At 56.2% G+C, this 26,226-nt stretch carries 25 protein-coding genes and 1 other RNA gene; 16 read left to right on the forward strand and 10 right to left on the reverse strand.

Annotated features, from left to right (window positions below; all coding sequences use genetic code 11):
• Nucleotides 1-17 precede the first annotated feature (17 nt).
• From rsmE to metK, 5 genes are all read right to left on the reverse strand, one after another.
• On the reverse strand, nt 18-749 hold the full coding sequence (gene rsmE / locus WFO70_RS14675) for a 16S rRNA (uracil(1498)-N(3))-methyltransferase (RefSeq protein WP_337017030.1): 732 nt from the start codon (nt 747-749) through the stop codon (nt 18-20).
• Nucleotides 750-857: 108 nt separating this feature from the next.
• Nucleotides 858-1,565 carry a deoxyribonuclease I gene (endA, locus tag WFO70_RS14680; protein ID WP_337017032.1) on the reverse strand — a complete coding sequence of 236 codons (708 nt, stop codon included), beginning with the start codon at nt 1,563-1,565 and terminating at the stop codon, nt 858-860.
• A gap of 94 nt (nt 1,566-1,659) precedes the next feature.
• Nucleotides 1,660-2,157 carry a SprT family zinc-dependent metalloprotease gene (locus WFO70_RS14685; RefSeq protein WP_337017034.1) on the reverse strand — a complete coding sequence of 166 codons (498 nt, stop codon included), beginning with the start codon at nt 2,155-2,157 and terminating at the stop codon, nt 1,660-1,662.
• Nucleotides 2,158-2,229: 72 nt separating this feature from the next.
• Nucleotides 2,230-3,627, reverse strand: coding sequence for a sugar porter family MFS transporter (locus tag WFO70_RS14690; protein ID WP_337017036.1), 1,398 nt, complete (start codon nt 3,625-3,627; stop codon nt 2,230-2,232).
• Nucleotides 3,628-3,836: 209 nt separating this feature from the next.
• The gene (metK, locus tag WFO70_RS14695; protein ID WP_337017038.1) at nt 3,837-4,991 is read right to left on the reverse strand and encodes a methionine adenosyltransferase; all 1,155 of its coding nucleotides are present in this window, start codon (nt 4,989-4,991) and stop codon (nt 3,837-3,839) included.
• A gap of 420 nt (nt 4,992-5,411) precedes the next feature.
• On the opposite strand from metK, the gene WFO70_RS22525 reads away from it, so the two are divergent.
• The 4 genes from WFO70_RS22525 to speB all read left to right on the forward strand — a co-directional run bounded on the left by WFO70_RS22525 (nt 5,412) and on the right by speB (nt 8,881).
• Nucleotides 5,412-5,564, forward strand: coding sequence for a hypothetical protein (locus WFO70_RS22525; RefSeq protein ID WP_442913386.1), 153 nt, complete (start codon nt 5,412-5,414; stop codon nt 5,562-5,564).
• A gap of 87 nt (nt 5,565-5,651) precedes the next feature.
• Nucleotides 5,652-5,783 carry an acid stress response protein YqgB gene (gene yqgB / locus WFO70_RS14700; protein WP_337017040.1) on the forward strand — a complete coding sequence of 44 codons (132 nt, stop codon included), beginning with the start codon at nt 5,652-5,654 and terminating at the stop codon, nt 5,781-5,783.
• Between the two features lie 8 nt (nt 5,784-5,791).
• Nucleotides 5,792-7,768, forward strand: coding sequence for a biosynthetic arginine decarboxylase (speA, locus tag WFO70_RS14705; RefSeq protein WP_142487037.1), 1,977 nt, complete (start codon nt 5,792-5,794; stop codon nt 7,766-7,768).
• A gap of 192 nt (nt 7,769-7,960) precedes the next feature.
• Nucleotides 7,961-8,881 (forward strand): agmatinase, encoded by a 921-nt coding sequence (gene speB / locus WFO70_RS14710; protein ID WP_008499737.1) that lies wholly within the window; start codon nt 7,961-7,963, stop codon nt 8,879-8,881.
• 44 nt (nt 8,882-8,925) lie between these two features.
• Here speB and WFO70_RS14715 read toward each other — a convergent pair whose 3' ends face one another.
• Nucleotides 8,926-9,684 (reverse strand): M48 family metallopeptidase, encoded by a 759-nt coding sequence (locus WFO70_RS14715; RefSeq protein ID WP_337017042.1) that lies wholly within the window; start codon nt 9,682-9,684, stop codon nt 8,926-8,928.
• 280 nt (nt 9,685-9,964) lie between these two features.
• On the opposite strand from WFO70_RS14715, the gene tkt reads away from it, so the two are divergent.
• The 7 genes from tkt (at nt 9,965) to WFO70_RS14750 (ending at nt 18,419) form a co-directional block, all read left to right on the forward strand.
• On the forward strand, nt 9,965-11,956 hold the full coding sequence (gene tkt / locus WFO70_RS14720; RefSeq protein WP_337017043.1) for a transketolase: 1,992 nt from the start codon (nt 9,965-9,967) through the stop codon (nt 11,954-11,956).
• Between the two features lie 356 nt (nt 11,957-12,312).
• Entirely contained in the window at nt 12,313-13,332 is a 1,020-nt protein-coding gene (gene epd / locus WFO70_RS14725; RefSeq protein ID WP_106994362.1) for an erythrose-4-phosphate dehydrogenase, read from the forward strand.
• Between the two features lie 49 nt (nt 13,333-13,381).
• Nucleotides 13,382-14,545, forward strand: a complete 1,164-nt coding sequence (gene pgk, locus WFO70_RS14730; RefSeq protein WP_337017045.1) for a phosphoglycerate kinase — start codon at nt 13,382-13,384, stop codon at nt 14,543-14,545.
• 89 nt (nt 14,546-14,634) lie between these two features.
• Nucleotides 14,635-15,714: a class II fructose-bisphosphate aldolase gene (fbaA, locus tag WFO70_RS14735; RefSeq protein ID WP_337017046.1), complete on the forward strand. Its 1,080-nt coding sequence runs from the start codon at nt 14,635-14,637 to the stop codon at nt 15,712-15,714.
• Between the two features lie 187 nt (nt 15,715-15,901).
• Nucleotides 15,902-16,759, forward strand: coding sequence for a small-conductance mechanosensitive channel MscS (locus WFO70_RS14740; protein ID WP_337017047.1), 858 nt, complete (start codon nt 15,902-15,904; stop codon nt 16,757-16,759).
• Nucleotides 16,760-16,899: 140 nt separating this feature from the next.
• Complete coding sequence (gene argO, locus WFO70_RS14745) at nt 16,900-17,535, forward strand: arginine exporter ArgO (protein WP_337017049.1); 636 nt, start codon at nt 16,900-16,902, stop codon at nt 17,533-17,535.
• Between the two features lie 92 nt (nt 17,536-17,627).
• Nucleotides 17,628-18,419, forward strand: a complete 792-nt coding sequence (locus WFO70_RS14750; protein WP_337017051.1) for an oxidative stress defense protein — start codon at nt 17,628-17,630, stop codon at nt 18,417-18,419.
• Nucleotides 18,420-18,479: 60 nt separating this feature from the next.
• Here WFO70_RS14750 and argP read toward each other — a convergent pair whose 3' ends face one another.
• Nucleotides 18,480-19,373: a DNA-binding transcriptional regulator ArgP gene (argP, locus tag WFO70_RS14755; protein ID WP_106994367.1), complete on the reverse strand. Its 894-nt coding sequence runs from the start codon at nt 19,371-19,373 to the stop codon at nt 18,480-18,482.
• 150 nt (nt 19,374-19,523) lie between these two features.
• Here argP and rpiA point away from each other — a divergent pair, with 150 nt between their 5' ends.
• Both rpiA and serA read left to right on the forward strand, forming a co-directional pair.
• Entirely contained in the window at nt 19,524-20,183 is a 660-nt protein-coding gene (gene rpiA, locus WFO70_RS14760; protein WP_032613951.1) for a ribose-5-phosphate isomerase RpiA, read from the forward strand.
• A 267-nt stretch (nt 20,184-20,450) separates the two neighbouring features.
• The gene (gene serA, locus WFO70_RS14765) at nt 20,451-21,683 is read left to right on the forward strand and encodes a phosphoglycerate dehydrogenase (RefSeq protein ID WP_337017053.1); all 1,233 of its coding nucleotides are present in this window, start codon (nt 20,451-20,453) and stop codon (nt 21,681-21,683) included.
• Between the two features lie 101 nt (nt 21,684-21,784).
• Here serA and WFO70_RS14770 read toward each other — a convergent pair whose 3' ends face one another.
• The 3 genes from WFO70_RS14770 to zapA all read right to left on the reverse strand — a co-directional run bounded on the left by WFO70_RS14770 (nt 21,785) and on the right by zapA (nt 22,961).
• On the reverse strand, nt 21,785-22,381 hold the full coding sequence (locus WFO70_RS14770) for a 5-formyltetrahydrofolate cyclo-ligase (protein ID WP_337017055.1): 597 nt from the start codon (nt 22,379-22,381) through the stop codon (nt 21,785-21,787).
• A gap of 25 nt (nt 22,382-22,406) precedes the next feature.
• A non-coding RNA gene (gene ssrS / locus WFO70_RS14775) (6S RNA) lies at nt 22,407-22,590 on the reverse strand.
• A gap of 41 nt (nt 22,591-22,631) precedes the next feature.
• On the reverse strand, nt 22,632-22,961 hold the full coding sequence (gene zapA, locus WFO70_RS14780; protein ID WP_032613890.1) for a cell division protein ZapA: 330 nt from the start codon (nt 22,959-22,961) through the stop codon (nt 22,632-22,634).
• 167 nt (nt 22,962-23,128) lie between these two features.
• Between zapA and WFO70_RS14785 the strand changes: the two genes are divergently transcribed.
• Genes WFO70_RS14785 through ubiH form a run of 3 tightly spaced genes read left to right on the forward strand, consistent with a single transcriptional unit; the run spans nt 23,129 to nt 26,217 of the window.
• Nucleotides 23,129-23,707, forward strand: coding sequence for a YecA/YgfB family protein (locus tag WFO70_RS14785; RefSeq protein ID WP_333853889.1), 579 nt, complete (start codon nt 23,129-23,131; stop codon nt 23,705-23,707).
• Between the two features lie 21 nt (nt 23,708-23,728).
• Nucleotides 23,729-25,042, forward strand: coding sequence for a Xaa-Pro aminopeptidase (gene pepP / locus WFO70_RS14790; protein WP_337017058.1), 1,314 nt, complete (start codon nt 23,729-23,731; stop codon nt 25,040-25,042).
• Nucleotides 25,039-26,217: a 2-octaprenyl-6-methoxyphenyl hydroxylase gene (ubiH, locus tag WFO70_RS14795; RefSeq protein ID WP_337017060.1), complete on the forward strand. Its 1,179-nt coding sequence runs from the start codon at nt 25,039-25,041 to the stop codon at nt 26,215-26,217. The genes pepP and ubiH overlap by 4 nt, the downstream gene beginning before the upstream one ends.
• The last annotated feature ends 9 nt before the right edge of the window (nt 26,218-26,226 follow it).

The following is a 26,226-nucleotide window of genomic DNA, read 5'->3' on the forward strand; positions in this document are numbered from 1 at the left end:
TCTTCTCCGTTAATGCTTCAACCTAAATCGCCAAAACGCACCTGCAGGGCAGTGATGGCGGTTAGCGCGGTGGTCTCAGTACGCAGAACGCGGGGTCCCAACAGAATATCAGTAAACTGGTAGCGTGCGGTCATGGCAATCTCATCCGCCGACAGACCCCCTTCCGGGCCAATCAGCAGCCGCACGCGTTCAACCGGCAGCGGCAGGGTGTTGATGCTGGCGCTGGCCCGCGGATGCAGGTTGAGCTTCAGACCCTGCTCCTCTTCCGCACACCAGGCTTCCAGATCCATAGCCGGGCGGATCTCCGGGACGCGATTGCGACCACACTGTTCACAGGCGGCAATGGCGATTTTTTGCCACTGCTGGAGCTTCTTATTCAGACGTTCGGCATCCAGTTTAACGCCGCAGCGCTCAGAAAAAAGTGGCGTAATGAGGCTTACACCCAGTTCGATCGATTTCTGGATAGTGAATTCCATTTTTTCGCCGCGCGACATCACCTGGCCTAAATGGATATGCAGCGGCGATTCACGATCGTCGATTTCGCCACGCACAATACTCACCTGCACGCTTTTTTTATCGGCGCGGGTGATTTGTGCGTCAAACACCTGGTTTGAGCCATCAAACAGCTGAATCGCCTGACCTGCGCCCATGCGCAGCACGCGGCCAACGTGGTTGGCGGCCTCTTCAGAGAGGGCAAACTCGCTGCCTGTGGCGATCGGTTCAGGGTGGTAAATACGGGGAACGCGCATAATGTGAAAAATCCATGACTGGTGCGGTCTGTGCCCCTCACCCTAACCCTCTCCCGAAGGGGAGAGGGAACAGACCAGCAGGAAATAAACAATTGCCGCTAGTGTAGGTTAGCTCTTTTGCGCCTGGCAAGCGCGCTGGACGTACGGGTTGTGATTCCCCTGTACTTTGGCGATGCGCTCGTCGCGCTGGCACTCCCAGGCGGTGACTGGATAAAGTTTATCCCAGGCGTTAAACAGCTGGGTTTGCTGGCGGGAGAGGTTGAGGTCATAGCGGTCGCGCATATAGAAGTAGGTGCGGGCGATGCTGCCCCGGGCGCGGGCGGGCGGCTCGGCAAGCTTCTCTTTGAAGTCGACCTTCATGGCGCACTGACCGTACTGGCCTTCGCCGCCGTTCCACTGGCTGTACATAAAGTTGCCGCGATCGCCATTCACCTCGCCCACGGCGGGCTGCAGGTTATGCATATCGCTCTCCATCTGGCGATAGACCGGGTCTTTAGCGCAATTTTTACGCCCACCCTCCTGCCAGCACTGGCGCTGGTGGCCGAACTGCCAGGCGGGCACCACATGTTCCCATTCGATGCGGCTGGCGCGGTTCTCATTTTTACGCACTTTGTAGCCGCAGGAGGCCAGATCGACGACCCCTTTTTTGCCCTGCCAGTTAATTTTGCAGCCACAGTAAAAATCACCCGCGACGTCAGCATTGACCTTCACGCCTGCGGCTTTTGCCTGAGAGAAACTGTTGATACCTTCGGCCAGCGCATGGCCTGAGAACGCCGTCGTCAGAAAAGCGACCGCGAGAGAGAAATTACGGGACATCGTGAACTCCGTGTCAAAACGAGCCCGCAACGTAACGAAAGTTGTTCCTGTATGCAATCAGGCAGATCATGAATGTTCCTGATGATTCTGCCGCTTACTCCGCAATAAGGGGTTCGCCGCACTTCACGCAGCGGTAGGTGGCTTCGCCGCGCACCACCCGGTTATGGCGACGTACGGTGAGCTGGTGCTGCTGACACTGGCAGCGGTAGGGGAATGTATTGCGTCGTACTGAATCAAGCTCGAACTGGTGCGTTCGACGCGCCGGCACGCCCAGCACCGCTTCCATCATCCATTTCCACTCTTTGCCGTGGGGCGCTACGCGGCCAAAATGCTTCCACACCAGCAGGTGCGCCAGCTCATGCGGGATCACTTCGTCGATAAAAGCCTGCTGGTTTTCCAGCATCAATACCGGGTTAAGGCGGATCTCATACGCATCCAGCCAGGCGGTGCCTGCTGCGGTGCCGCGCTGCTGCCAGACCAGTTTGGGTTCAGGGTAGTTCCGGGCGAGCTTCAGATTGGCCTGCGCCAGGTTGTCACGCAGGCTGCGCATGGCGGCTTGCTGAAGCGCAATAGGGAGACGGGGTGTTTTCATAACGGCAGAGCATAGAGCCTGTCGCGGGGCGGTGCAAGCGGCTTCCTCCCGGTCGGGAGGAAGCCGAAAGGATCAGTCGTGAGCGCCGATTTCGCGCAGCGGGCGACCTTTCATCAGGTTACGTTCAATATGCTCCAGCGACACGTGTTTGGTTTCAGGAACCAGCCACAGCGTCAGCACGATAAACAGCAGGTTCAGACCGCCGTACACCCAGAAGGTGTTGGCGTTGCCAAACGTATCGAGCATGGTCAGGAAGGTTGCGCCGACAATCATGTTGGCGATCCAGTTGGTGGCGGTGGAGCAGGTGATGCCGAAATCACGCCCTTTCAGCGGCTGGATCTCGGAACACAGCACCCAGATCAGCGGACCGGCGCTCATCGCAAAACCCACGATAAACATCAGCAGCATCCCGACGGCCACGTACTGCATAGTCGGGGATTCGATACCCACATGCAGCATCGTACCCAGCACGCCCATGCCTACAGCCATTACCAGGAAGCCCAGCGTCAGCGTCGGTTTACGGCCCCAGCGATCCACCAGGCCGATGGCGATAAAGGTCGCCAGCACGTTGGTCAGACCAACAATTACCGTGCCCCACATCTGCTCGGTGGTGTTGCTGTACCCCGCCAGTTCAAAGATTTTTGGCGCGTAATACATGATGACGTTCATCCCGGTGAACTGCTGCATCACCTGCAGCAGCACGCCAAGGAACACCGCCCGGCGGAAGTTGCTGTTGTCTTTAAACAGCGCCCAGCCGCTCTGTTTGACCTTCAGGCTTTCGCGGATCTCGTCCAGCTCGCGTTTCGCTTCTTCACTGGTATCGCGCAGGCGCAGCAGCACCCGCTCCGCATCGTTAAAGCGCCGTTTGGCCGCAAACCAGCGCGGGCTGTCAGGCAGGAAGAAGACGCCGATCAGCAGCAGGATCGCCGGGATAATAATAACCCCAAGCATCCAGCGCCATGCGCCGCTGTAGCTGAAGGCGGTATCGGAGAGGTAAGCACCGAGAATCCCGATGGTGATCATCAGCTGATACATGGAGATCATGCTGCCGCGAATTTTCTCCGGGGCAATTTCAGACAGGTAAAGCGGTGCGGTATAGGAAGCAACACCTACTGCCAGGCCCAGCAGCACTCGGGAGACAATCAGCACTTCCACGTTAGGGGCTGCGGCGGAGAAGAGGGAACCGGCGACAAACAGAATGGCGCCAATCATCAGGCTCTTTTTACGCCCGAGCTTGAAGGAGAGCCAGCCGCTGCCGACCGCGCCGACCGCTGCACCGAACATCATCGAGCTGACCACCCACTCCTGGGTGTGGGAACTGATCTGGAATTCATCCGTGATGAAGGGCAGGGCCCCGGCAATGACGCCGATATCCAGACCAAAAAGTAATCCTGCCAGTGCTGCGAGGAAGCAGACGAAGAAAGTCATCGTCTTATTGGACGTCCGCCCCTGTTTTTTATTGTCAGGCATTTTGCCCTCCATTTGGCTTAGCTGTTTCATCAATGTAAAGATTTGATTAGGAAACAGTAAAAGTATGTCAGAGGGGCAGGCGTGACAAAGAGAGTAATCCGAAAGGGGGCTTATTTTATCGGGATGTAAGCGATTTCATGAAGGGGGTTATGCAGCAGAAAACAAAAAGGCCAGCACGAGGCTGGCCTTCCAGAAACACTGTCAGTCGATTATTTCAGACCGGCAGCTTCACGCAGCTGGGCGGCTTTGTCGGTTTTTTCCCATGGGAAATGTTCGCGACCAAAGTGACCGTAAGCAGCGGTTTCTTTGTAGATTGGGTGCAGCAGATCCAGCATCTGAATCAGGCCGTATGGACGCAGGTCGAAGAACTCACGCACCAGCAGGGTCAGCTGCTCAGAGGACACTTTTTCGGTACCAAAGGTTTCAACCATGATGGAGGTTGGCTCAGCCACGCCGATGGCGTAGGAGACCTGAATCTCACAGCGGTCAGCCAGGCCAGCCGCAACGATGTTTTTGGCAACGTAACGTGCTGCATAGGCTGCGGAACGGTCAACTTTAGACGGATCTTTACCGGAGAAAGCACCGCCGCCGTGACGCGCCATGCCGCCGTAGGTATCAACGATGATCTTACGACCGGTCAGACCGCAGTCGCCCATTGGTCCACCGATAACAAAGCGGCCCGTTGGGTTGATGAAGTATTTGGTCGACGCATTCAGCCACTCGGTCGGCAGAACCGGCTTGATGATCTCTTCCATCACCGCTTCCTGCAGGGATTTCTGGTCGATGTCTTCAGCATGCTGAGTAGACAGAACCACCGCGTCGATACCGACAATTTTGCCGTCGTCGTACTGGAAGGTGACCTGGCTTTTCGCATCCGGACGCAGCCACGGCAGGGTGCCATTTTTACGCACTTCAGCCTGACGCTGCACCAGACGGTGAGCATAGGTGATTGGCGCTGGCATCAGCACGTCGGTTTCGTTGGTTGCGTAGCCAAACATCAGGCCCTGGTCGCCTGCGCCCTGTTCCAGCGGATCGGCACGGTCAACGCCCTGGTTGATGTCAGGAGACTGTTTGCCAATGGCGCTCAGTACTGCGCATGAGTTGGCATCAAAGCCCATATCAGAATGTACATAGCCGATCTCACGCACGGTGTTACGGGTGATCTCTTCGATATCAACCCATGCACTGGTGGTGATTTCACCGCCAACCATTACCATGCCGGTTTTGACATAGGTCTCGCAGGCAACGCGCGCTTTCGGATCCTGCTCGAGGATCGCATCCAGCACCGCATCGGAGATTTGGTCAGCAATTTTATCAGGATGTCCTTCTGATACAGACTCGGACGTAAACAGGTGTTTTGCCATGTTTTAATTTACCTAAGGAGAATTTGTTTAGCTCAAACTGTCGTGTGGGATAGCCGTGGCAGGTTTTTCCACCAGGACTTGCAGATGATGACACTGGCAGTCTGAGTGTTAATCAGTATGGATGGATTAACATCTGGACGGCTATTTTAGGTCACTTCTTCGCCCGATTTCCAGCTTTTTTTGTCTATGTGCCTGGAGCCCTGGAAACCCGACTGGAAATATTTGCTGACGGTCCCGGCAATGCGCGCATTTATGTTTTGCATTTTCCCTGTCTTGTCGGTATAAAACGCGGCGCGCGGCTCATACAAAAAAGCACACGACGTTTCTTCGTGTCGCCACTTCCAGCCGGGTAAAGCAGTGAACTTTTAGCTTTAACTTGTCGCGAGTTTTATCAGGCTTGCGTGGAGGTGATACGAGATAATGAACCGTCGTTTTCCGCTTAGTCAGTTCTGCCTTTCAGGCCAGAACATGCTCCCCGCCATTCGCATTTCTAATCTGCAAACCTGCCGATGTTATACCCATCTCGGCGCTTCTCAGGATTCCAGGGCCGGCATTACGCTTTGTGAAGTCTGAACAAGGGCGCTCTTGTAATTACAAGAGTTTTCTCGTGGTTTCGCCGGACCTTGTCATACAGAGTTCGGATACGTGTTTTACAATGATATGAATAAGAAACCGGTCGCACGCCCCGGCTTTCAGCATTCCATGCTGGAAATCCGGTCGGATAATGGGTTGTTATCGCAGATTGACGCTGCGATAGTAGTCAACTGTTTTACACTGAATAGTAAGAGTTGAGGTTCGCTATGTCTGACGACATGTCTTCGTTTTCGCCTTCGTCAGCAGGCGAACAGGGTGTACTACGTTCTATGCAGGAGGTTGCGATGAGCTCCCAGGAAGCCAGCAAGATGCTGCGCACTTACAATATTGCCTGGTGGGGCAATAACTACTACGACGTCAACGAACTGGGCCACATCAGCGTTTGCCCGGATCCTGACGTACCGGAAGCGCGCGTCGATCTCGCTAAGCTGGTGAAAGCGCGTGAAGCGCAGGGGCAGCGTCTGCCTGCACTGTTCTGCTTCCCGCAGATCCTGCAGCACCGTCTGCGTTCCATTAACGCCGCCTTCAAACGTGCGCGTGAATCCTACGGTTACAACGGCGACTATTTCCTGGTCTATCCGATCAAGGTGAACCAGCATCGTCGCGTTATCGAATCCTTAATTCACTCCGGCGAACCGCTGGGGCTGGAAGCCGGTTCCAAAGCAGAGCTGATGGCGGTACTGGCGCATGCCGGCATGACCCGCTCGGTGATCGTCTGTAACGGCTATAAAGACCGTGAATACATTCGTCTGGCGCTGATCGGCGAGAAGATGGGCCACAAGGTCTATCTGGTCATCGAGAAGATGTCCGAGATTAATATCGTGCTGGAAGAGGCCGAGCGTCTGAACGTGGTGCCGCGCCTTGGCGTGCGTGCGCGTCTGGCCTCGCAGGGCTCCGGTAAGTGGCAGTCCTCCGGCGGTGAAAAATCCAAATTCGGCCTCGCGGCGAACCAGGTTCTGCAGCTGGTGGAGATCATGCGCGAGCGTGGACGTCTGGACAGCATTCAGCTCCTGCACTTCCACCTCGGTTCGCAGATGGCCAACATCCGCGATATCGCCACTGGTGTGCGTGAGTCGGCCCGTTTCTACGTCGAGCTGCACAAGCTGGGCGTGAACATTCAGTGCTTCGACGTGGGCGGCGGTCTCGGCGTGGACTATGAAGGGACCCGCTCGAAGTCCGACTGCTCGGTCAACTACGGGCTGAACGAGTACGCCAACAACATTATCTGGGCGATTGGCGATGCCTGTGAAGAGAACGGTCTACCGCACCCGACGGTGATCACCGAGTCCGGACGTGCTGTTACCGCGCACCACACGGTGCTGGTGTCCAACATCATCGGCGTTGAGCGCAACGAATACACCGAAGCCACACCGCCGGAAGACGATGCACCGCGCGCGCTGCAAAGCATGTGGGAAACCTGGATTGAGATGCACGAGCCGGGTACGCGTCGTTCACTGCGTGAGTGGCTGCACGACAGCCAGATGGACCTGCACGATATTCATACCGGCTATTCCTCCGGGACATACAGCCTGCAGGAGCGTGCCTGGGCCGAGCAGCTGTATCTGAACATGTGCCATGAAGTGCAGAAACAGCTCGACCCGAGCAACCGCGCGCACCGTCCGATTATCGACGAGCTGCAGGAGCGTATGGCGGACAAGATGTACGTCAACTTCTCCCTGTTCCAGTCGATGCCGGATGCATGGGGTATCGATCAGCTCTTCCCGGTCCTGCCGCTGGAAGGCTTGAACCAGGTGCCTGAGCGCCGTGCGGTGCTGCTGGATATCACCTGTGATTCCGACGGCGCTATCGATCACTACATCGACGGTGACGGGATTGCCACTACCATGCCGATGCCGGAGTACGATCCGGAGAACCCGCCAATGCTGGGCTTCTTTATGGTCGGGGCCTATCAGGAGATCCTCGGCAACATGCACAACCTGTTCGGGGATACCGAAGCGGTTGACGTGTTTGTTTTCCCTGACGGCAACGTGGAAGTGGAGCTCTCTGATGAGGGTGACACCGTGGCGGATATGCTGCAGTACGTGCAGCTCGATCCGAACAAGCTGCTGACTCAGTTCCGCGATCAGGTGAAAAAGACCGATCTGGACGATACCCTGCAGAAGCAGTTCCTGGAAGAGTTCGAAGCCGGTCTGTACGGCTACACCTATCTGGAAGACGAGTAAATGCCAATGCCCGGTGGCGCTACGCTTACCGGGCCTGCGAGCTATACTCACTTGAACCCGTATGTAATAGCGGCGATAATCCGCCGCAACAGGCACTATTCGAATCAATCCCTTCCTCGTCGGGTTTAACGACGCGGAGGGGATTTTTTTTCATCTATTTTTAATGCACCGACGTTATAAAGAGGTCAGGACATGAGCACTTTAGGGCATCAGTACGATAACTCTCTGGTATCTAACGCTTTTGGTTTTTTACGCCTTCCGATGAACTTCCAGCCGTACGACAGCGATGCGGACTGGGTGATCACCGGTGTGCCGTTCGACATGGCAACATCCGGTCGCGCGGGCGGTCGTCACGGCCCGGCAGCGATCCGTCAGGTTTCCACTAACCTGGCCTGGGAGCATAACCGCTTCCCTTGGAACTTCGACATGCGCGAGCGCCTGAACGTCGTTGACTGCGGCGACCTGGTGTACGCCTTCGGTGACGCGCGTGAGATGAGCGAAAAGCTGCAGGCCCACGCCGAGAAGCTGCTGGCTGCCGGTAAGCGCATGCTCTCCTTCGGTGGTGACCACTTCGTGACCCTGCCGCTGCTGCGCGCCCACGCGAAGCACTTCGGTAAGATGGCGCTGGTGCATTTCGATGCCCATACTGACACCTACGCGAACGGCTGCGAATTCGACCACGGCACCATGTTCTTCACCGCGCCGAACGAAGGTCTGATCGATCCGAACCACTCCGTGCAGATCGGGATTCGTACCGAGTTCGATAAAGACAACGGCTTTACCGTGCTGGACGCGGGTCAGGTTAACGATCGCGGCGTGGATGATATCCTTGCTCAGGTGAAGCAGATTGTTGGCGATATGCCGGTTTACCTGACCTTCGACATCGACTGCCTGGATCCGGCCTTTGCGCCTGGCACCGGCACACCGGTGATCGGCGGCCTGACCTCCGATCGCGCCATTAAGCTGGTACGTGGTCTGAAAGATCTGAACATCGTCGGCATGGACGTGGTGGAAGTGGCACCGGCTTACGATCAGTCTGAGATCACTGCCCTGGCAGCGGCGACGCTGGCACTGGAGATGCTCTATATCCAGGCGGCGAAAAAAGGCGAGTAATAAAGAGAGAGGCCGGGACTGCTTGCCCGGCCTTTTTATTGACGTTACTTGATGCCGTCTGCGGACATGCGATCGCGAATATGCTGCGCACGCTCTGCAGAGGCAGGGTGGTCGTCAAACATTGAGCTTTGACGGCCTGCTTCCTGTTGAGCCAGTTTTTCGAAGCTGGTGGCTAAACCTGACGGATTGATGCCGCGTTTGCGCAACAGATCGTAAGAGTAGTCATCCGCCTCAGATTCCTGACGCTGGGAGAACTGGGAGTTGACCAGTTTTTCACCGAGATCGCCAAGCTGCGACTGGGACAGGCTGCCGACAATGCCGCCAGCCGATGCCGCCGCCACGCGTACGGCGTTAGTGCCGAGCGCAACCTGCATACCTTTCTTCACGTGGCCGAGCGCAACGTGACCCATTTCATGTCCGATAACCGCTTCAACTTCGTTGTCGGTCATCATATCCATCAGCCCGCTGTAGACGCGGATACAGCCGTTGGCCATGGCGAAGGCGTTGACGTCTTTGGCCATGTAAACCTTGTAGTTCACCGGCTGGCCATTGATGTTGTCGCCAAGGGCAGAAGCAATCTTATCCAGACGCTGAGCGTAGGTGCTGCCTGCCGGGGCGATGGTGGCTTTACCGTCCATCTCCTTACAGGCCTCATCGCTTAATGTTTTAACCTGAGCATCGCTCAGGGAGTAGGCCTGAAACGCCTCTGCCCCGGAGCTCATCAGCCCGCCAGAGTCCATATTCTGACACCCGCTCAGCAGGAGCGTTGTTCCCAGAGCCAGCACTATCGCACGCATTTTCATTTGGTTGCTTCCGCACTCGTTAAACACGATAAATTCTGAAAGTACATCACGGCAGCGAAGCCGGAGTATGGCTAAGTATAAAGAATATAAACGGAGGCGGGCGAGAAGATTGCGCAACGTGCGAGCCTGTTCCAGAGATTTCTTAACAGGCAAAAGAATGGTCCATGTACATGCTTTGTCGCTTGGGTTACATTGTTGGCACTTTTTTCTGGCGTAGCCCAAAACGCGCTGTCGTCAAGCCGAAACGGGTATGGCCTTCAACATCCGATCTGGAGTCAAAATGTCCTCACGTAAAGAGCTTGCCAATGCTATTCGTGCGCTGAGCATGGATGCTGTACAAAAAGCGAAATCCGGTCACCCGGGTGCACCTATGGGTATGGCTGACATTGCCGAAGTGCTGTGGCGTGATTTCCTGAATCACAACCCGCAGAACCCGGCGTGGGCTGACCGCGACCGCTTCGTGCTGTCCAACGGCCACGGCTCCATGCTGATCTACAGCCTGTTGCACCTCACTGGCTATGACCTGCCAATCGACGAGCTGAAAAACTTCCGTCAGTTGCACTCTAAAACCCCGGGTCACCCGGAAGTGGGTTACACCGCTGGCGTTGAAACCACTACCGGTCCGCTGGGTCAGGGTATTGCTAACGCCGTGGGCATGGCGATTGCTGAGAAGACGCTGGCGGCGCAGTTCAACCGTCCGGGTCACGACATTGTTGACCACTTCACCTATGCGTTCCTCGGCGACGGCTGCATGATGGAAGGTATCTCTCACGAGGTATGCTCCCTGGCCGGTACCCTGAAGCTGGGCAAACTGGTTGCGTTCTATGACGACAACGGCATCTCCATCGACGGCCACGTTGAGGGCTGGTTCACCGACGATACCGCAGCACGTTTCGAAGCTTACGGCTGGCACGTGGTGCGTGGCGTTGACGGTCACGATGCTGAAGCGATTAAACGTGCGGTAGAAGAAGCACGCGCTGTCACCGACAAACCGTCCCTGCTGATGTGCAAAACCATCATCGGCTTCGGTTCTCCGAACAAAGCCGGTACCCATGACTCCCACGGTGCACCACTGGGTGACGCAGAGATCGCGCTGACCCGCGAACAGCTGGGCTGGAAACACGCCGCGTTTGAGATCCCATCTGAGATCTACGCGCAGTGGGATGCCAAAGAAGCCGGTCAGGCGAAAGAAGCGGCCTGGAACGAGAAGTTCGCTGCCTACGCTAAAGCCTTCCCACAGGAAGCGGCTGAATACACCCGTCGTATGAAAGGTGACATGCCGTCTGACTTCGACGCGAAAGCAAACGAGTTCATCGCTAAACTGCAGGCGAACCCGTCCAAAATCGCCAGCCGTAAAGCGTCCCAGAATGCCATTGAAGCCTTCGGTCCACTGCTGCCAGAATTCCTGGGCGGCTCCGCTGACCTGGCGCCTTCTAACCTGACTATCTGGTCTGGTTCTAAAGCGATCAACGAAGATGCTGCCGGTAACTACATCCATTACGGTGTCCGTGAATTCGGTATGACCGCGATCGCCAACGGTATCGCCCTGCACGGTGGTTTCCTGCCGTACACCTCCACCTTCCTGATGTTTGTGGAATATGCCCGTAACGCGGTGCGTATGGCTGCGCTGATGAAACAGCGTCAGGTGATGGTTTATACCCACGACTCCATCGGTCTGGGCGAAGATGGCCCGACTCACCAGCCGGTTGAGCAGGTCGCTTCCCTGCGTGTCACCCCGAACATGTCCACATGGCGTCCATGTGACCAGGTTGAATCCGCGGTAGCGTGGAAGTACGGCGTTGAGCGTCAGGACGGCCCGACCGCACTGATCCTCTCCCGTCAGAACCTGGCCCAGCAGGATCGTACCGAAGAACAGCTGGCGAACATCGCTCGCGGTGGCTACGTGCTGAAAGATTGCGACGGTCAGCCGCAGGTGATCTTCATCGCGACCGGTTCTGAAGTTGAACTGGCCGTTGCGGCCTGGGATCAGCTGGCAGGCGAAGGCGTGAAAGCCCGCGTGGTTTCCATGCCGTCTACCGATGCCTTCGACAAGCAGGACGCGGCTTACCGTGAATCCGTGCTGCCGAAAGCCGTTTCTTCCCGTGTGGCAATCGAAGCGGGTATCGCTGACTACTGGTTCAAATACGTGGGCCTGAACGGCGCTATCGTCGGCATGACCACCTTCGGTGAGTCTGCTCCGGCTGAGCAGCTGTTCGAAGAGTTCGGCTTCACCGTTGAGAACGTGGTCGCAAAAGCGAAAGAACTGCTGTAATTGCTGTTTTGCCCGGTGGCGCTACGCTTACCGGGCCTACAAATGGCACGAAAGTAGGCCGGGTAAGCGCTAGCGCGCCACCCGGCTTTTTTGTATCTACTATTCCTTCTTCATGTAACTTCCCTGTAAATTATTCCAGCAGAAATGTGACGCAAGTCATATAGCTGGCTTATTGGTCTGGACAGACATTCCCTTTATTCCACGTTTCGCTTATTCTGGCTGAAGCGTTTCAGTCGATTAAACGTTCGACAAATGACCAATCAGTTGGAGTTTGTGACAGGCAAGGATTCCCCTCAGAGCGTTGCTGGATTACTCTGTCAGCCACCTCGAATCAGGGAAAGCTTTGCAGGAGACTTATGACCGTACGCGTAGCGATTAATGGTTTCGGTCGCATCGGACGTAACGTGGTTCGTGCTTTATATGAATCCGGGCGTCGGGCGGAAATGACCGTGGTGGCCATCAATGAACTGGCGGATGCCGCAGGCATGGCGCATTTATTGAAGTATGACACCAGCCATGGGCGCTTTGCCTGGGACGTTCGTCAGGAGAGAGAGCAGCTGTTCGTCGGTGATGACGTGATTCGTGTCCTGCACGAGCAGACGATCGACGCCTTACCCTGGCGTGAGCTGGGGGTGGATGTGGTGCTTGACTGCACCGGTGTCTACGGCAATCGCGAACACGGTGAAGCCCATCTGGCGGCTGGCGCGAAGAAAGTGCTCTTCTCACATCCCGGCAGTAACGATCTCGATGCCACGGTGGTTTATGGCGTTAACCATCATGAGCTGCAAGCGGAACACCGCATCGTCTCCAATGCCTCCTGCACCACCAACTGTATTATTCCGGTCATCAAACTGCTGGACGATGCCTACGGCATTGAATCGGGCACAGTGACCACGATTCACTCCGCCATGCACGATCAGCAGGTCATTGACGCATATCACCCGGATCTGCGACGCACTCGCGCAGCGAGTCAGTCCATAATCCCGGTGGATACCAAACTGGCGGCTGGAATTACCCGAATTTTCCCCCAGTTTGAAGATCGTTTTGAAGCCATCGCCGTGCGTGTTCCTACGATTAACGTGACGGCGATCGACCTCAGCGTAACCGTGAAAAAACCGGTAAAAGCCTGTGAGGTCAACCTGTTGCTGCAAAAAGCGGCACAGCAAGCATTTCATGGTATAGTTGACTATACGGAATTACCGTTGGTCTCAGTAGATTTTAACCACGATCCGCATAGCGCCATTGTTGATGGCACCCAAACGCGCGTGAGTGGAGCACATCTGATCAAAACGCTGGTCTGGTGTGATAACGAATGGGGCTTTGCTAACAGGATGCTCGACACCACGTTAGCCATGGCCGCACAAGGTTTCAGGTAAGGCGCGTATTGCGTCTGCAAAACTTTAAGAATCAACGAGAGGATTCACCATGTCTGTAATTAAGATGACCGATCTGGATCTGGCAGGTAAACGCGTTTTCATCCGTGCGGATCTGAACGTACCGGTTAAAGATGGGAAAGTGACCAGCGACGCGCGTATCCGTGCATCACTGCCAACCATCGAACTGGCACTGAAGCAGGGTGCGAAAGTGATGGTAACCTCCCACCTGGGTCGTCCGACCGAAGGCGAGTACAACGAAGAGTTCTCTCTGCTGCCGGTTGTTAATTACCTGAAAGACAAACTGTCCAGCCCGGTACGTCTGGTTAAAGACTACCTGGACGGCGTTGAAGTGGCTGCAGGTGAACTGGTTGTTCTGGAAAACGTTCGCTTCAACAAAGGCGAGAAGAAAGACGACGAAGCGCTGTCCAAAAAATACGCTGCCCTGTGCGACGTGTTCGTTATGGATGCTTTCGGTACTGCTCACCGTGCGCAGGCGTCTACCCACGGTATCGGTAAATTTGCTGACGTCGCTTGTGCCGGTCCACTGCTGGCAGACGAACTGGAAGCGCTGGGCAAAGCCCTGAAAGAACCAGCTCGTCCGATGGTTGCTATCGTTGGCGGTTCTAAAGTTTCTACCAAACTGACCGTTCTGGACTCTCTGTCCAAAATCGCTGACCAGCTGATTGTGGGTGGCGGTATCGCTAACACCTTCGTTGCCGCTCAGGGCCACAACGTGGGTAAATCCCTGTACGAAGCTGACCTGGTTGACGAAGCAAAACGCCTGCTGACTACCTGTGATATCCCTGTTCCAACTGACGTTCGCGTGGCGACTGAGTTCTCTGAAACCGCAACCGCTGAGCTGAAATCTGTTTCTGACATCAAAAATGAAGAGCAGATTCTGGACCTGGGCGATGCCTCTGCCGAGAAACTGGCTGAAATCCTGAAGAATGCGAAAACCATTCTGTGGAACGGCCCGGTTGGCGTGTTCGAATTCCCGAACTTCCGTAAAGGTACTGAAATCGTGGCTAACGCGATTGCAGACAGCGAAGCATTCTCCATTGCTGGCGGCGGTGACACCCTGGCAGCAATCGATCTGTTCGGTATTTCCGACAAGATCTCCTACATCTCCACTGGCGGCGGCGCATTCCTCGAATTCGTGGAAGGCAAAGTTCTGCCAGCAGTAGCCATGCTCGAAGAGCGCGCTAAGAAGTAAGCCATTTTAGGGCAGGGAAACCTGCCCAATTTTCAGCGTGCTTTTAAGAGCTCGCCCCTTTCCAAGGCCGAAGATACAGGACTCGCAACATGTCTAAAATTTTTGATTTCGTAAAACCTGGCGTGATCACTGGTGATGACGTTCAGAAGGTGTTCCAGGTAGCAAAAGAAAACAACTTTGCTCTGCCAGCTGTTAACTGCGTCGGTACCGACTCAATCAACGCCGTACTGGAAGCCGCAGCAAAAGTTAAAGCTCCGGTAATCGTTCAGTTCTCTAACGGTGGCGCTGCGTTTATCGCAGGTAAAGGCGTGAAAACTGACGTTCCTCAGGGCGCGGCAATCCTGGGCGCAATCTCTGGCGCACACCACGTACACCAGATGGCTGAGCACTACGGTGTTCCTGTAATCCTGCACACTGACCACTGCGCGAAGAAACTGCTGCCGTGGATCGACGGTCTGCTGGACGCGGGCGAAAAACACTTCGCAGCAACCGGTAAACCACTGTTCTCTTCTCACATGATCGACCTGTCTGAAGAGTCTCTGGAAGAGAACATCGAGATCTGCTCCAAATACCTGGCGCGTATGGCCAAAATGGACATGACTCTGGAAATCGAACTGGGTTGCACCGGTGGCGAAGAAGACGGTGTGGACAACAGCCACATGGACGCTTCTGCCCTGTACACTCAGCCAGAAGACGTTGATTACGCTTACACCGAGCTGAGCAAAATCAGCCCGCGTTTCACCATCGCTGCTTCCTTCGGTAACGTACACGGCGTGTACAAGCCAGGCAACGTAGTTCTGACCCCAACCATTCTGCGTGATTCTCAGGAATACGTTTCCAAGAAACACAACCTGCCGCACAACAGCCTGAACTTCGTCTTCCACGGCGGTTCCGGTTCTTCTGCTCAGGAAATCAAAGACTCCGTAAGCTACGGTGTTATCAAAATGAACATCGATACCGACACCCAATGGGCAACCTGGGACGGTATCCTGCAGTACTACAAAACCAACGAAGCTTACCTGCAGGGCCAGCTGGGCAACCCGAAAGGCGAAGACCAGCCGAACAAGAAATACTACGATCCACGCGTATGGCTGCGTGCAGCCCAGGCCTCTATGGTGACGCGTCTGGAGCAGGCATTCAAAGAGCTGAACGCGGTTGACGTTCTGTAATTTTTGCTGCGAATAGCCTCACAAAGCCCGCGTTAATCGCGGGCTTTTTTTATGCTTTTTCAACTGGCTACAGCCACTATTTATGTGATCTGTTTGGCAAAACCCCCCGCTTTTGTTTACCCTTTACTGACTTGCCTGCCTCGATGGGGGATGCATTTCTATGGTTTGCTTAGATAAGGAAAATTGAATGGAAGATCTCGGTGTTGTAGATAGCATCAATAACGCGGGCTCCTGGCTGGTGCGTAATCAGGCATTGCTGTTGAGTTACGCCGTAAATATTGTGGCCGCCATTGCCATTATCATCGTTGGGATGATCGTGGCGCGCATTATCTCTAATGCGGTTAACCGTGTGATGCGGGCGCGTCATATTGATGCCACGGTGGCGGATTTCCTCTCCGCGCTGGTGCGCTACGGTGTTATCGCGTTCACGCTGATTGCGGCCCTTGGCCGTGTCGGGGTGCAAACGGCGTCGGTGATCGCCGTGCTCGGTGCCGCCGGTCTGGCAATTGGTCTGGCGTTGCAGGGCTCGCTGTCGAACCTGGCTGCCGGGGTACTGCTGGTGACCTTCCGTCCGTTCCGCTCCGGTGAGTATGTCGATCTGGGCGGCGTGGCCGGTACCGTGTTGCAGGTGCAGATCTTCTCTACCACGCTGCGCAGCGCGGATGGCCGTATGGTGGTGATCCCGAACGGTAAGATCATCGCCAACAACATTATTAACTTCTCCCGCGAGCCCGTCCGTCGCAATGAGTTCATCATTGGCGTGGCGTATGACTCGGATATCGACAAGGTGAAGGCGCTCCTGACCAACATCATCGAGTCGGATGAGCGCATTCTGAAAGATCGTGAGATGACCGTTCGCCTGAACGAACTCGGTGCCTCGTCGATTAACTTTGTGGTACGCGTCTGGAGCAACAGCGGCGATCTGCAGAGCGTGTACTGGGATGTACTGGAACGCGTGAAGCGCGACTTTGACGCCAACGGCATCAGCTTCCCGTATCCCCAGATGGACGTGAACTTCAAGCGTGTAAAAGAAACGGCGGAATAACGCCTTCCCGCAGACCGGCACGCGCAACGCGTGCCGGTTTTAATTAGTTTCACTTATCGTCAATTAATATTATCCATTTCCTCTAATTATTCTCCCGCAGTATAGTCTGCCCTCAAGACAGTTTTCCGAGAATAATTTCAATGTTATCTTTTTACATTCAAGGGCTTATGATTGGTGCGGCGATGATCCTGCCTCTCGGCCCACAAAATGCGTTCGTGATGAATCAGGGCATTCGTCGTCAGTATCACCTGATGATTGCGCTGCTCTGCGCGGTGAGCGACATGCTCCTGATCTGCGCCGGGATTTTCGGCGGCAGCGCGCTGCTGATGCAGTCGCCCTGGCTGCTGGCGCTGGTCACCTGGGGCGGGGTGGCGTTTCTGCTGTGGTACGGCTTTGGTGCCCTCAAAACGGCGATGGGCAGCAATATTGAGCTGGCCAGCGCCGAAGTGATGAAGCAGGGGCGCTGGAAAATTATCGTCACCATGCTGGCGGTGACCTGGCTCAATCCCCATGTTTATCTCGATACCTTTGTGGTGCTGGGCAGCCTCGGGGGGCAACTGGATGCCGAGCCGAGACGCTGGTTTGCGCTGGGTACCGTCAGCGCCTCCTTCCTGTGGTTCTTTGGCCTGGCGCTGCTCGCCGCCTGGCTGGCTCCCCGTCTGCGTACCGCCAAAGCCCAGCGCATTATTAATGGCCTGGTCGGCGTAGTAATGTGGTTTATCGCTTTCCAGCTGGCAAAAGAGGGGATTCATCACATTCGGGAACTATTCTACTAAGCGTTGTCTTATGGACATTCGACCAGCAGGCGCTAAGCTTGCTGGCATGCGCCCTGTTACATGGGCACTCTTCGCAACATGGAGGAATAAAAGTGAAGTTGAATGTAATCGCCCTGGCGGCACTGATGGGTTTTGGCGCAGCATCCGTTCAGGCCAGTGAACTGCCTGATAGCCCGCATATTGTTACCTCCGGCACCGCAAGCGTGGATGCGGCACCGGACATCGCGACCTTAGCCATTGAAGTGAACGTGGCGGCCAAAGATGCGGCCACCGCCAAGAAACAGGCAGACGATCGCGTTGCGCAATATCTCTCTTTCCTGGAGCAGAACGGCGTTGGTAAAAAAGATATCAACTCTGCCAACCTGCGTACTCAGCCGGATTACGACTATAAGGATGGCAAAAGCATCCTGAAAGGTTACCGCGCGGTGCGTACCGTAGAAGTTACGGTGCGCCAGCTCGATAAGCTGAACTCCCTGCTGGATGGGGCGCTGAAAGCGGGTCTGAACGAGATCCGTTCGGTCTCCCTGGGTGTTGCGCAACCAGAGAAGTATAAAGATGAAGCACGTAAAGCGGCGATCGATGATGCGGTGCGTCAGGCGCAGCAACTGGCTTCCGGCTTTAACAGCAAGCTGGGCCCGGTTTACAGCGTGCGTTACCACGTCTCTAACTATCAGCCGAGCCCAATGGTACGGATGATGAAAGCGGAAGCGGCACCGGTCTCCGCGCAGGATACCTACGAACAGCCAACGATCCAGTTTGACGATCAGGTTGATGTGGTATTCCAGCTGGAACCTGCGCAGGGTCAGCAGCAGAATGAGCAGGCTCAGCAGAACCAGCCGGTTCAGCAGAATCAGCAGCAGGATACGGCGACCAAAGCACCGTAAGTTTTGTTTTTCAGCACCGATAACAGGCCGGGTCAGCGTTAATGCGACCCGGCTTTTTTATTAATCCTGGCGCAGGACTTTATGCCCATGGGCCAGCAGGGCATCGGTGACGTTGCGCATCATCCGGCTTTCCGGCGCAAAGCGGTGCCAGTAGAGCATGCGGCGCTGGTGCAGACCTGGCGTCAGGTCGATCAGTTCGCCGCTGTTCAGCTCTTTCTCGATCTGCAGATGTGGGATCATGCAGCAGGTGGTGCCCTGACGTGCCAGCTGCACGAAGGCTTCGGAGGAATTCACGATATGGCAGGGAACGCTGCCGGGCGGCAGGTCGAAGTTCTGCTGTAAAAATGCCTGATGCATATCGTCCAGATGGTCAAAGGCCACGGCAGGCGCTTTCAGCAGCGCCGCGCGGGTGACGCCGTTCGGGAAGTAACGCTCGGCAAAGGCTTTCGAGCCGACGAAAAGATAATCCAGCGCCCCCAGCTGATCCACCAGGCAGCTTGGCAGCGCCTGAGGCTGGATACTGACTGCACCCACTACTTCACCGCGGCGCAGACGCTCCTGAGTGCGGGTTTCATCTTCGACCTGTAAATTCAGACGGATAGGCGAATCGGCCAGCACCGGGGCGAGGGCAGGGAGGAGCCAGGTTGCCAGACTGTCGGCGTTGACCGCCAGAGAGAGCAGCAGCGGCGTGGAGCCGGTCTGTTCATCGCCCAGCCACTCATCTTCCAGCAGCTCAACCTGACGCAGCAGCGCCAGCAGCTTTTGCCCCTGTTCGGTTGGCCGCGGCGGCACGGTACGAACCAGCAGCGGCTGCCCGAACATGTTCTCAAGCTGTTTGATTCGTTGTGAAACCGCGGACTGGGTAATGCACAGCTTTTGTGCTGCGCGTTCGAATCCGCGTTCACGAATAACGGCATCAAGCGCCTGTAATGTTCTGTAGTCCGGACGTTTCATTGCTCTGGCTGATCCCCAAAAATTTCAATACTTCGCACTATGACATAAATTTATGTTTGATACAGACGAAATTGGTGACCTCGCAGATCACATGGCGCAGGTGAATGCTCTATAATGCGCGTCACGCAAAATCACCACGGGCAAGAGATCATGACGCAGGATGAACTGAAAAAAGCAGTAGGATGGGCCGCTCTCCAGTATGTACAGCCGGGTACCATTGTCGGCGTGGGCACAGGGTCAACGGCAGCACACTTTATTGATGCGCTGGGCACGATGAAAGGCCAGATCGAGGGCGCAGTTTCCAGCTCCGATGCATCCACGGAAAAGCTGAAAAGCCTCGGGATCACCGTTTTCGATCTCAACGAAGTTGACCGTCTGGGGATTTACGTCGACGGCGCGGATGAGATCAACGGTCACATGCAGATGATCAAGGGCGGTGGTGCGGCGCTGACGCGCGAGAAAATTATCGCCTCCGTCGCGGACAAGTTTATCTGTATCGCCGATGCCTCCAAGCAGGTCGACATCCTGGGCAACTTCCCGCTGCCGGTTGAAGTGATCCCGATGGCGCGCAGCGCGGTCGCCCGCGAGCTGGTGAAACTGGGTGGTCGTCCGGAATACCGTCAGGGCGTGGTAACGGACAACGGTAACGTGATTCTGGATGTTCACGGTCTGGAGATCCTCGACGCCGTAGCGCTGGAAAATGCCATCAATGGTCTGCCAGGCGTGGTAACGGTAGGGTTATTCGCCAACCGTGGCGCGGACGTCGCCCTGATCGGCACCGCCGATGGCGTCAAAACCATCGTAAAATGATCTGACGGGGGGAGCCTCCCCCCGCTAACTTTTTTTCCAACAGCGATATTCGGTGACTTGTGTCACATTTCTAACCCTCTCCTGATGATCCTCCCGATTTCTTAGTGCTCCGCAGCATTATTCACTGCCATTTGACGCTGTATGACATTTCTTCAGAGTGCCGACGCAAACGTTCATATTGCTGCAATAGTTTTTTTTGATATGTTGGCTGGAGCGGATTTGAATCCAGCACAACAACAGTTCAGACAATCAGACAGGGTCGGGGAAATGGCAAAGGTATCACTGGAGAAAGACAAGATTAAATTTCTGCTGGTCGAAGGGGTGCATCAGAAAGCACTGGATAGCCTTCGTGCGGCAGGTTACACCAACATCGAATTTCACAAAGGTGCACTGGATACCGAACAGCTGAAAGAGTCGATCCGTGATGCCCACTTCATTGGCCTGCGATCCCGTACCCACCTGACCGAAGATGTAATTGCCGCAGCAGAAAAACTGGTTGCGATTGGCTGCTTCTGTATCGGGACCAACCAGGTCGATCTCAATGCGGCCGCGAAGCGCGGTATTCCAGTGTTCAACGCGCCATTCTCCAACACCCGTTCCGTGGCGGAGCTGGTGATCGGTGAACTCCTGCTGCTGCTGCGTGGCATCCCGGAAGCCAACGCCAAAGCCCACCGCGGGATCTGGAACAAACTGGCATCCGGCTCTTTCGAAGCGCGTGGTAAAAAACTGGGCATTATCGGTTACGGCCACATCGGCACGCAGCTGGGCATTCTGGCGGAATCGCTGGGGATGCACGTTTTCTTCTACGACATCGAAAGTAAGCTGCCGCTGGGTAACGCCACCCAGGTTCAACATCTCTCCGACCTGCTGAATATGAGCGACGTGGTGAGCCTGCACGTGCCGGAAAACGCCTCCACCAAAAACATGATGGGTGCGGAAGAGCTGGCGCTGATGAAGCCAGGCTCGCTGCTGATCAACGCCGCGCGCGGTACGGTGGTGGATATCCCTGCGCTGTGCGAAGCCCTGAAAAGTAAACATCTGGCGGGGGCGGCCATTGACGTCTTCCCGACCGAGCCAGCGACCAACAGCGATCCGTTCACCTCACCGCTGTGCGAGTTCGACAACGTGATCCTGACCCCGCACATTGGGGGTTCTACTCAGGAAGCGCAGGAAAATATCGGTCTCGAAGTGGCCGGTAAGCTGAGCAAATACTCGGACAACGGTTCAACCCTGTCGGCGGTCAACTTCCCGGAAGTCTCTCTGCCGCTGCACGGTGGACGTCGTCTGCTGCACATTCACGAAAACCGCCCGGGCGTGCTGACGGCCATTAACCAGATCTTCGCTGAGCAGGGTGTGAACATCGCCGCACAGTATCTGCAAACTAACGCGCAGATGGGCTATGTGGTTATCGATATCGAAGCGGATGAAGACGTTGCAGAGAAAGCGCTGCAGGGGATGAAGGCTATTCCTGGTACCATTCGCGCGCGTCTGCTGTACTGATCCTGCGGTTTGTGGTGTCGGGTGGCGCTTGCGCTTACCCGACCTACAAAGTCCGAGGGTTTATGTAGGCCGGGTTAGGCGTAGCCGCCACCCGGCTTTTTTTACCACTGCCAGACCCTTGACGGCGTCACCACCGCAGGCAGCGGAATGTCCCATTTCTCCACCGGCAATGCCTCCACGCGCTGACAATCGTGCGCGTAACCCACCGGCTGTAGTCCGTACTGTTGCCAGTTTTGCAGCGTCCTGTCGTAAAAACCGCCGCCCATCCCCAGACGCTGACCGCTCTCATCAAAGGCTACCAGCGGCGTTACCAGCACGTCCAGTTGCTCAAGCGGCAACACGTCGCGCACGTCCAGCTTCGGTTCGGTAATTTTCAGACGATTCACCACCAGTTCGCTGTGAGGGTGATAGTGCAGAAACAGCAGATTCCCCGGACTGAACGGGTGCAGTACCGGCAGGTAGACCTTCTTTCCGGTACGCCAGAGTTCATCGATCAGCGGTTGGGTATCGAGTTCGCCATCAAAAGAGAGGAACAGGGCGACGGTATGCGCCATCACAACGGGCGGATAAGCCATCATGCGTGCCGCGGCTTGCTGGGCGGAATGGGCTTGCTGTTCAGGAGACAAGGCTCTGCGTTGCTGACGGATAAACTGACGAATGTGTTGACGTGAGGCAGGGACTTCAGGAAGTTGCGTCATGGTAGTCGCTGGGTAGAAAGGTGAGGGAATCTCCGAGATGCCGCCGCAGGCTGTAACCCTTGAACCCTTGGTTCAAGGTGAATGTGTCGTCATAGTTTTAAGGCTTCTCGGACGAACCGAGCATGCTCACCAACCATGGAGCGCCACATTCTTGTGGTATGAAATATCGGCTCAGGGGACTGGCCCGCATGCGAACATCTCAGAGAAATTTTTCCTTCAGGGTCACTCTACCATAGTAGACCACGAAGTGTTATTCAAAGTTTTGCCCCGGTCTGTCTGTAATGCGACCCTGATCAAGCAATGCCTGTTCAATGGTCTGCTGGAGCATTTTAATGCGTTGTTCCATGCTCGCCGCGTAATCGCGGGTCTTCGCTTTTTCCTGAGCCAGTTCATAACTGATGTTCAACGCGGCGATGAAGACCAGCTGCTCAGTATTTGTGACTCTAGTGCGTTCTTTTAAATCTTGCAACCGCTGATTCAAATCATCCGCAGCCTGATTCAAAGCATCCCTTTGTTCAGGCGGACAATTCACTCGCAGCGAACGGCCAAAAATTTGGATATCGACGGGTTGTGCAGACATGCCACCTTCCTGCTGTTTGACTGCGCTGCCTTCACATCCGCTTCCGGGGGCTGCGAAGGGGCGACACTATAGCTACCCTGGCGGGTAGAAACAAGCCCTATTCTGGTTCACCAGGGTCCAAAGTGGTAGCATATCATGAATATTCCTCCCATTGATGACGAATGCTCATGTCTATACAGAACGAAATGCCTGGTTACAACGAAGTTAGCCAGTTACTGAACCAGCAGGGCGTGGGTTTAACCCCGGCTGAAATGCACGGTCTGATCAGCGGGATGCTGTGTGGTGGAAACAACGACAGCTCATGGCTGCCGCTGGTTCACGACCTGACGAACGAAGGGCTGGCATTCGGTCACGATCTCGCCCAGGCGTTGCGCAATATGCATGGCGCAACCAGCGATGCGCTCGAAGATGACGGCTTCCTTTTTCAGCTTTATCTGCCTGATGGGGACGACGTCAGCGTGTTCGATCGCGCCGATGCGCTGGCCGGTTGGGTCAACCACTACCTGTTAGGCCTGGGTGTGACGCAGCCTAAGCTGGAGAAAGTGACGGGCGAGGCGGGAGAAGCTATCGACGATCTGCGTAACATCGCTCAGCTGGGCTACGATGAAGACGAAGACCAGGAAGAGCTGGAGATGTCTCTCGAGGAGATCATCGAGTACGTGCGCGTGGCGTCGCTGCTCTGCCACGATACGTTTACCCGGACCAAACCGACCGCGCCGGAAGTGCGCAAACCAACCTTACATTAATAAAAATTCCAGGAGGGTGTCATGACTCAGCAAGAGTATCTTCGCCGCCGTCAGGCGCTGCTGGCCACTATGCAGCCGGGCAGCGCCGCGTTGATTTTTGCCGCACCGGAAGCCACGCGCAGCAACGATAGCGAATATCCGTACCGCCAGAGCAGTGATTTCTGGTACTTCACCGGCTTCAACGAGCCGGAGTCGGTGCTGGTGCTGATTAAAAGTCACGATACCCACAACCACAGCGTGCTGTTTAACCGCGTTCGCGATCTCACCGCCGAGATCTGGTTTGGCCGCCGTCTGGGCCAGAAGGCCGCGCCAGAGAAGCTGGGCGTGGATCGCGCTCTGGCGTTCAGCGAAATCAACGAGCAACTCTATCAACTGCTCAACGGCCTGGACGTGATCTACCACGCGCAGGGCGAATATGCGTATGCGGATGAAATTGTCTTTGCCGCGCTGGATAAGCTGCGCAAAGGTTCCCGGCAAAACCTGAAAGCGCCGGCAACCCTGACCGACTGGCGTCCTGCCGTTCACGAGCTGCGTCTGTTTAAGTCAGAAGAAGAGCTGGATGTAATGCGTCGCGCGGGGGAGATCAGCGCCCTGGCCCATACCCGGGCGATGCAAAAATGCCGTCCGGGAATGTTCGAATATCAGCTGGAAGGCGAAATTCACCATGAATTCACCCGCCACGGCGCACGCTATCCGGCCTATAACACCATCGTCGGCGGTGGGGAAAACGGCTGCATTCTCCATTACACCGAAAACGAGTCTGAGCTGCGGGATGGCGATCTGGTGCTGATCGATGCCGGATGTGAATTTAACGGCTATGCCGGAGATATCACCCGCACCTTCCCGGTCAACGGCAAATTCACCCCGGCCCAACGCGCCATCTACGATATCGTCCTGCAATCGCTGGACACCGCACTGATGCTGTTCCGCCCGGGCACCTCCATTCAGGAAGTCACTGGCGAAGTGGTGCGGATTATGATTAGCGGGCTGGTGGAGCTGGGGATCCTTAAGGGCGACGTCGATCAGTTGATCGCCGAGAACGCTCACCGTCCCTTCTTTATGCATGGCCTGAGCCACTGGCTGGGGCTGGATGTGCACGACGTGGGCGTCTATGGTCCGGAACGCTCCCGCGTGCTGGAGCCGGGAATGGTGCTGACCGTTGAGCCTGGGCTCTACATCGCCCCGGATGCCGATGTGCCCGCCGAATATCGCGGGATTGGCATTCGTATTGAAGATGACATCCTCATCACTGAATCCGGTAACGAAAACCTGACCGCTTCGGTGGTGAAAAACGCAGACGAGATTGAAGCCCTGATGGCGGCGGCTCGCCCATGAGCATCATCATCGTTGGCGGAGGCATGACGGGGGCGACCCTGGCGCTGGCGATCTCCTCCCTGACCCAGGGCAAGCTGCCGGTTCATCTGGTTGAGGCCGTGGCACCGCAGTCGAGCAGCCATCCGGGGTTTGATGGCCGTGCCATCGCCCTGGCGCAGGGCACCTGCCAGCAGCTGGCCCGCAGCGGGATCTGGCAGGCGATTGCCGATTGCGCCACCGCTATCGAAACCGTTCATGTCAGCGACCGGGGCCATGCCGGGTTTGTTACCCTTGAGGCGCAGGATTATCGTATTGATGCGCTGGGGCAGGTGGTTGAGCTGCACGACGTGGGTCTGCGTCTGTTCCGCCTGTTGCAGGACGCCCCCGGCGTGACGCTGCATTGCCCGGCGCGCGTGGAGCACTTCACCCGCAGCGAAACCTCGGTCAGCGTCACGCTGGATGACGGCAGTACGCTCGAAGGGCAACTGCTGGTGGCAGCCGACGGCTCCCGTTCGGCGCTCGGCCAGCAGTGTGGGATCCAGTGGCAGCAGCAGCCGTACCAGCAGTTGGCGGTGATCGCCAACGTGGCTACCGCCGAGCCGCACCGTGGCCGCGCCTTTGAACGTTTTACCCAGCACGGCCCGCTGGCCATGCTGCCCATGTCGCAGGGGCGCAGCTCGCTGGTCTGGTGCCATCCGCTGGACAAGGCGGATGAGGTGCAGGCCTGGTCTGACGAACGCTTCTGCACCGAGCTGCAAAAGGCCTTTGGCTGGCGGCTTGGGCGCATCACTCATGCCGGAAAACGCTCGGTCTATCCGCTGGCATTAACCACGGCGTCACAGTCCATCTCCCATCGCGTCGCGCTGGTGGGCAATGCGGCGCAGACGCTACACCCCATCGCCGGACAGGGTTTTAACCTCGGGCTGCGCGATGTGATGAGCCTTGCCGAAACCCTGGCGCAGGCCTTTGCCCAACAGCAGGATTGCGGCGCGTATCCGGTGCTGAGCCAGTATCAGAGACGACGTCAGGCAGATAAAGAGGCCACCATCGGCGTGACCGATGGGCTGGTGCATCTGTTTGCCAATCGCTGGGCACCGCTGGTCGCAGGGCGTAATCTCGGGCTGATGGCGATGGAATTATTCATTCCGGCACGTGATGTGCTGGCGCAGAGGACTCTCGGTTGGGTCGCTCGCTAAGGAGTAAAC

It is taken from the genome of Leclercia sp. AS011 (assembly GCF_037152535.1).
In the GTDB taxonomy this organism is placed as follows: domain Bacteria; phylum Pseudomonadota; class Gammaproteobacteria; order Enterobacterales; family Enterobacteriaceae; genus Enterobacter.

Excerpts from the sequence above, each read along its gene's own strand:
- rsmE (WP_337017030.1), bottom strand. The coding sequence starts at position 749 with ATGCGCGTTCCCCGTATTTACCACCCTGAACCGATCGCCACAGGCAGC.
- endA (WP_337017032.1), bottom strand. The coding sequence starts at position 1,565 with ATGTCCCGTAATTTCTCTCTCGCGGTCGCTTTTCTGACGACGGCGTTC.
- WFO70_RS14685 (WP_337017034.1), bottom strand. The coding sequence starts at position 2,157 with ATGAAAACACCCCGTCTCCCTATTGCGCTTCAGCAAGCCGCCATGCGC.
- WFO70_RS14690 (WP_337017036.1), bottom strand. The coding sequence starts at position 3,627 with ATGCCTGACAATAAAAAACAGGGGCGGACGTCCAATAAGACGATGACT.
- metK (WP_337017038.1), bottom strand. The coding sequence starts at position 4,991 with ATGGCAAAACACCTGTTTACGTCCGAGTCTGTATCAGAAGGACATCCT.
- WFO70_RS22525 (WP_442913386.1), top strand. The coding sequence starts at position 5,412 with ATGAACCGTCGTTTTCCGCTTAGTCAGTTCTGCCTTTCAGGCCAGAAC.
- yqgB (WP_337017040.1), top strand. The coding sequence starts at position 5,652 with ATGAATAAGAAACCGGTCGCACGCCCCGGCTTTCAGCATTCCATGCTG.
- speA (WP_142487037.1), top strand. The coding sequence starts at position 5,792 with ATGTCTGACGACATGTCTTCGTTTTCGCCTTCGTCAGCAGGCGAACAG.
- speB (WP_008499737.1), top strand. The coding sequence starts at position 7,961 with ATGAGCACTTTAGGGCATCAGTACGATAACTCTCTGGTATCTAACGCT.
- WFO70_RS14715 (WP_337017042.1), bottom strand. The coding sequence starts at position 9,684 with ATGAAAATGCGTGCGATAGTGCTGGCTCTGGGAACAACGCTCCTGCTG.
- tkt (WP_337017043.1), top strand. The coding sequence starts at position 9,965 with ATGTCCTCACGTAAAGAGCTTGCCAATGCTATTCGTGCGCTGAGCATG.
- epd (WP_106994362.1), top strand. The coding sequence starts at position 12,313 with ATGACCGTACGCGTAGCGATTAATGGTTTCGGTCGCATCGGACGTAAC.
- pgk (WP_337017045.1), top strand. The coding sequence starts at position 13,382 with ATGTCTGTAATTAAGATGACCGATCTGGATCTGGCAGGTAAACGCGTT.
- fbaA (WP_337017046.1), top strand. The coding sequence starts at position 14,635 with ATGTCTAAAATTTTTGATTTCGTAAAACCTGGCGTGATCACTGGTGAT.
- WFO70_RS14740 (WP_337017047.1), top strand. The coding sequence starts at position 15,902 with ATGGAAGATCTCGGTGTTGTAGATAGCATCAATAACGCGGGCTCCTGG.
- argO (WP_337017049.1), top strand. The coding sequence starts at position 16,900 with ATGTTATCTTTTTACATTCAAGGGCTTATGATTGGTGCGGCGATGATC.
- argP (WP_106994367.1), bottom strand. The coding sequence starts at position 19,373 with ATGAAACGTCCGGACTACAGAACATTACAGGCGCTTGATGCCGTTATT.
- rpiA (WP_032613951.1), top strand. The coding sequence starts at position 19,524 with ATGACGCAGGATGAACTGAAAAAAGCAGTAGGATGGGCCGCTCTCCAG.
- serA (WP_337017053.1), top strand. The coding sequence starts at position 20,451 with ATGGCAAAGGTATCACTGGAGAAAGACAAGATTAAATTTCTGCTGGTC.
- WFO70_RS14770 (WP_337017055.1), bottom strand. The coding sequence starts at position 22,381 with ATGACGCAACTTCCTGAAGTCCCTGCCTCACGTCAACACATTCGTCAG.
- zapA (WP_032613890.1), bottom strand. The coding sequence starts at position 22,961 with ATGTCTGCACAACCCGTCGATATCCAAATTTTTGGCCGTTCGCTGCGA.
- WFO70_RS14785 (WP_333853889.1), top strand. The coding sequence starts at position 23,129 with ATGTCTATACAGAACGAAATGCCTGGTTACAACGAAGTTAGCCAGTTA.
- pepP (WP_337017058.1), top strand. The coding sequence starts at position 23,729 with ATGACTCAGCAAGAGTATCTTCGCCGCCGTCAGGCGCTGCTGGCCACT.
- ubiH (WP_337017060.1), top strand. The coding sequence starts at position 25,039 with ATGAGCATCATCATCGTTGGCGGAGGCATGACGGGGGCGACCCTGGCG.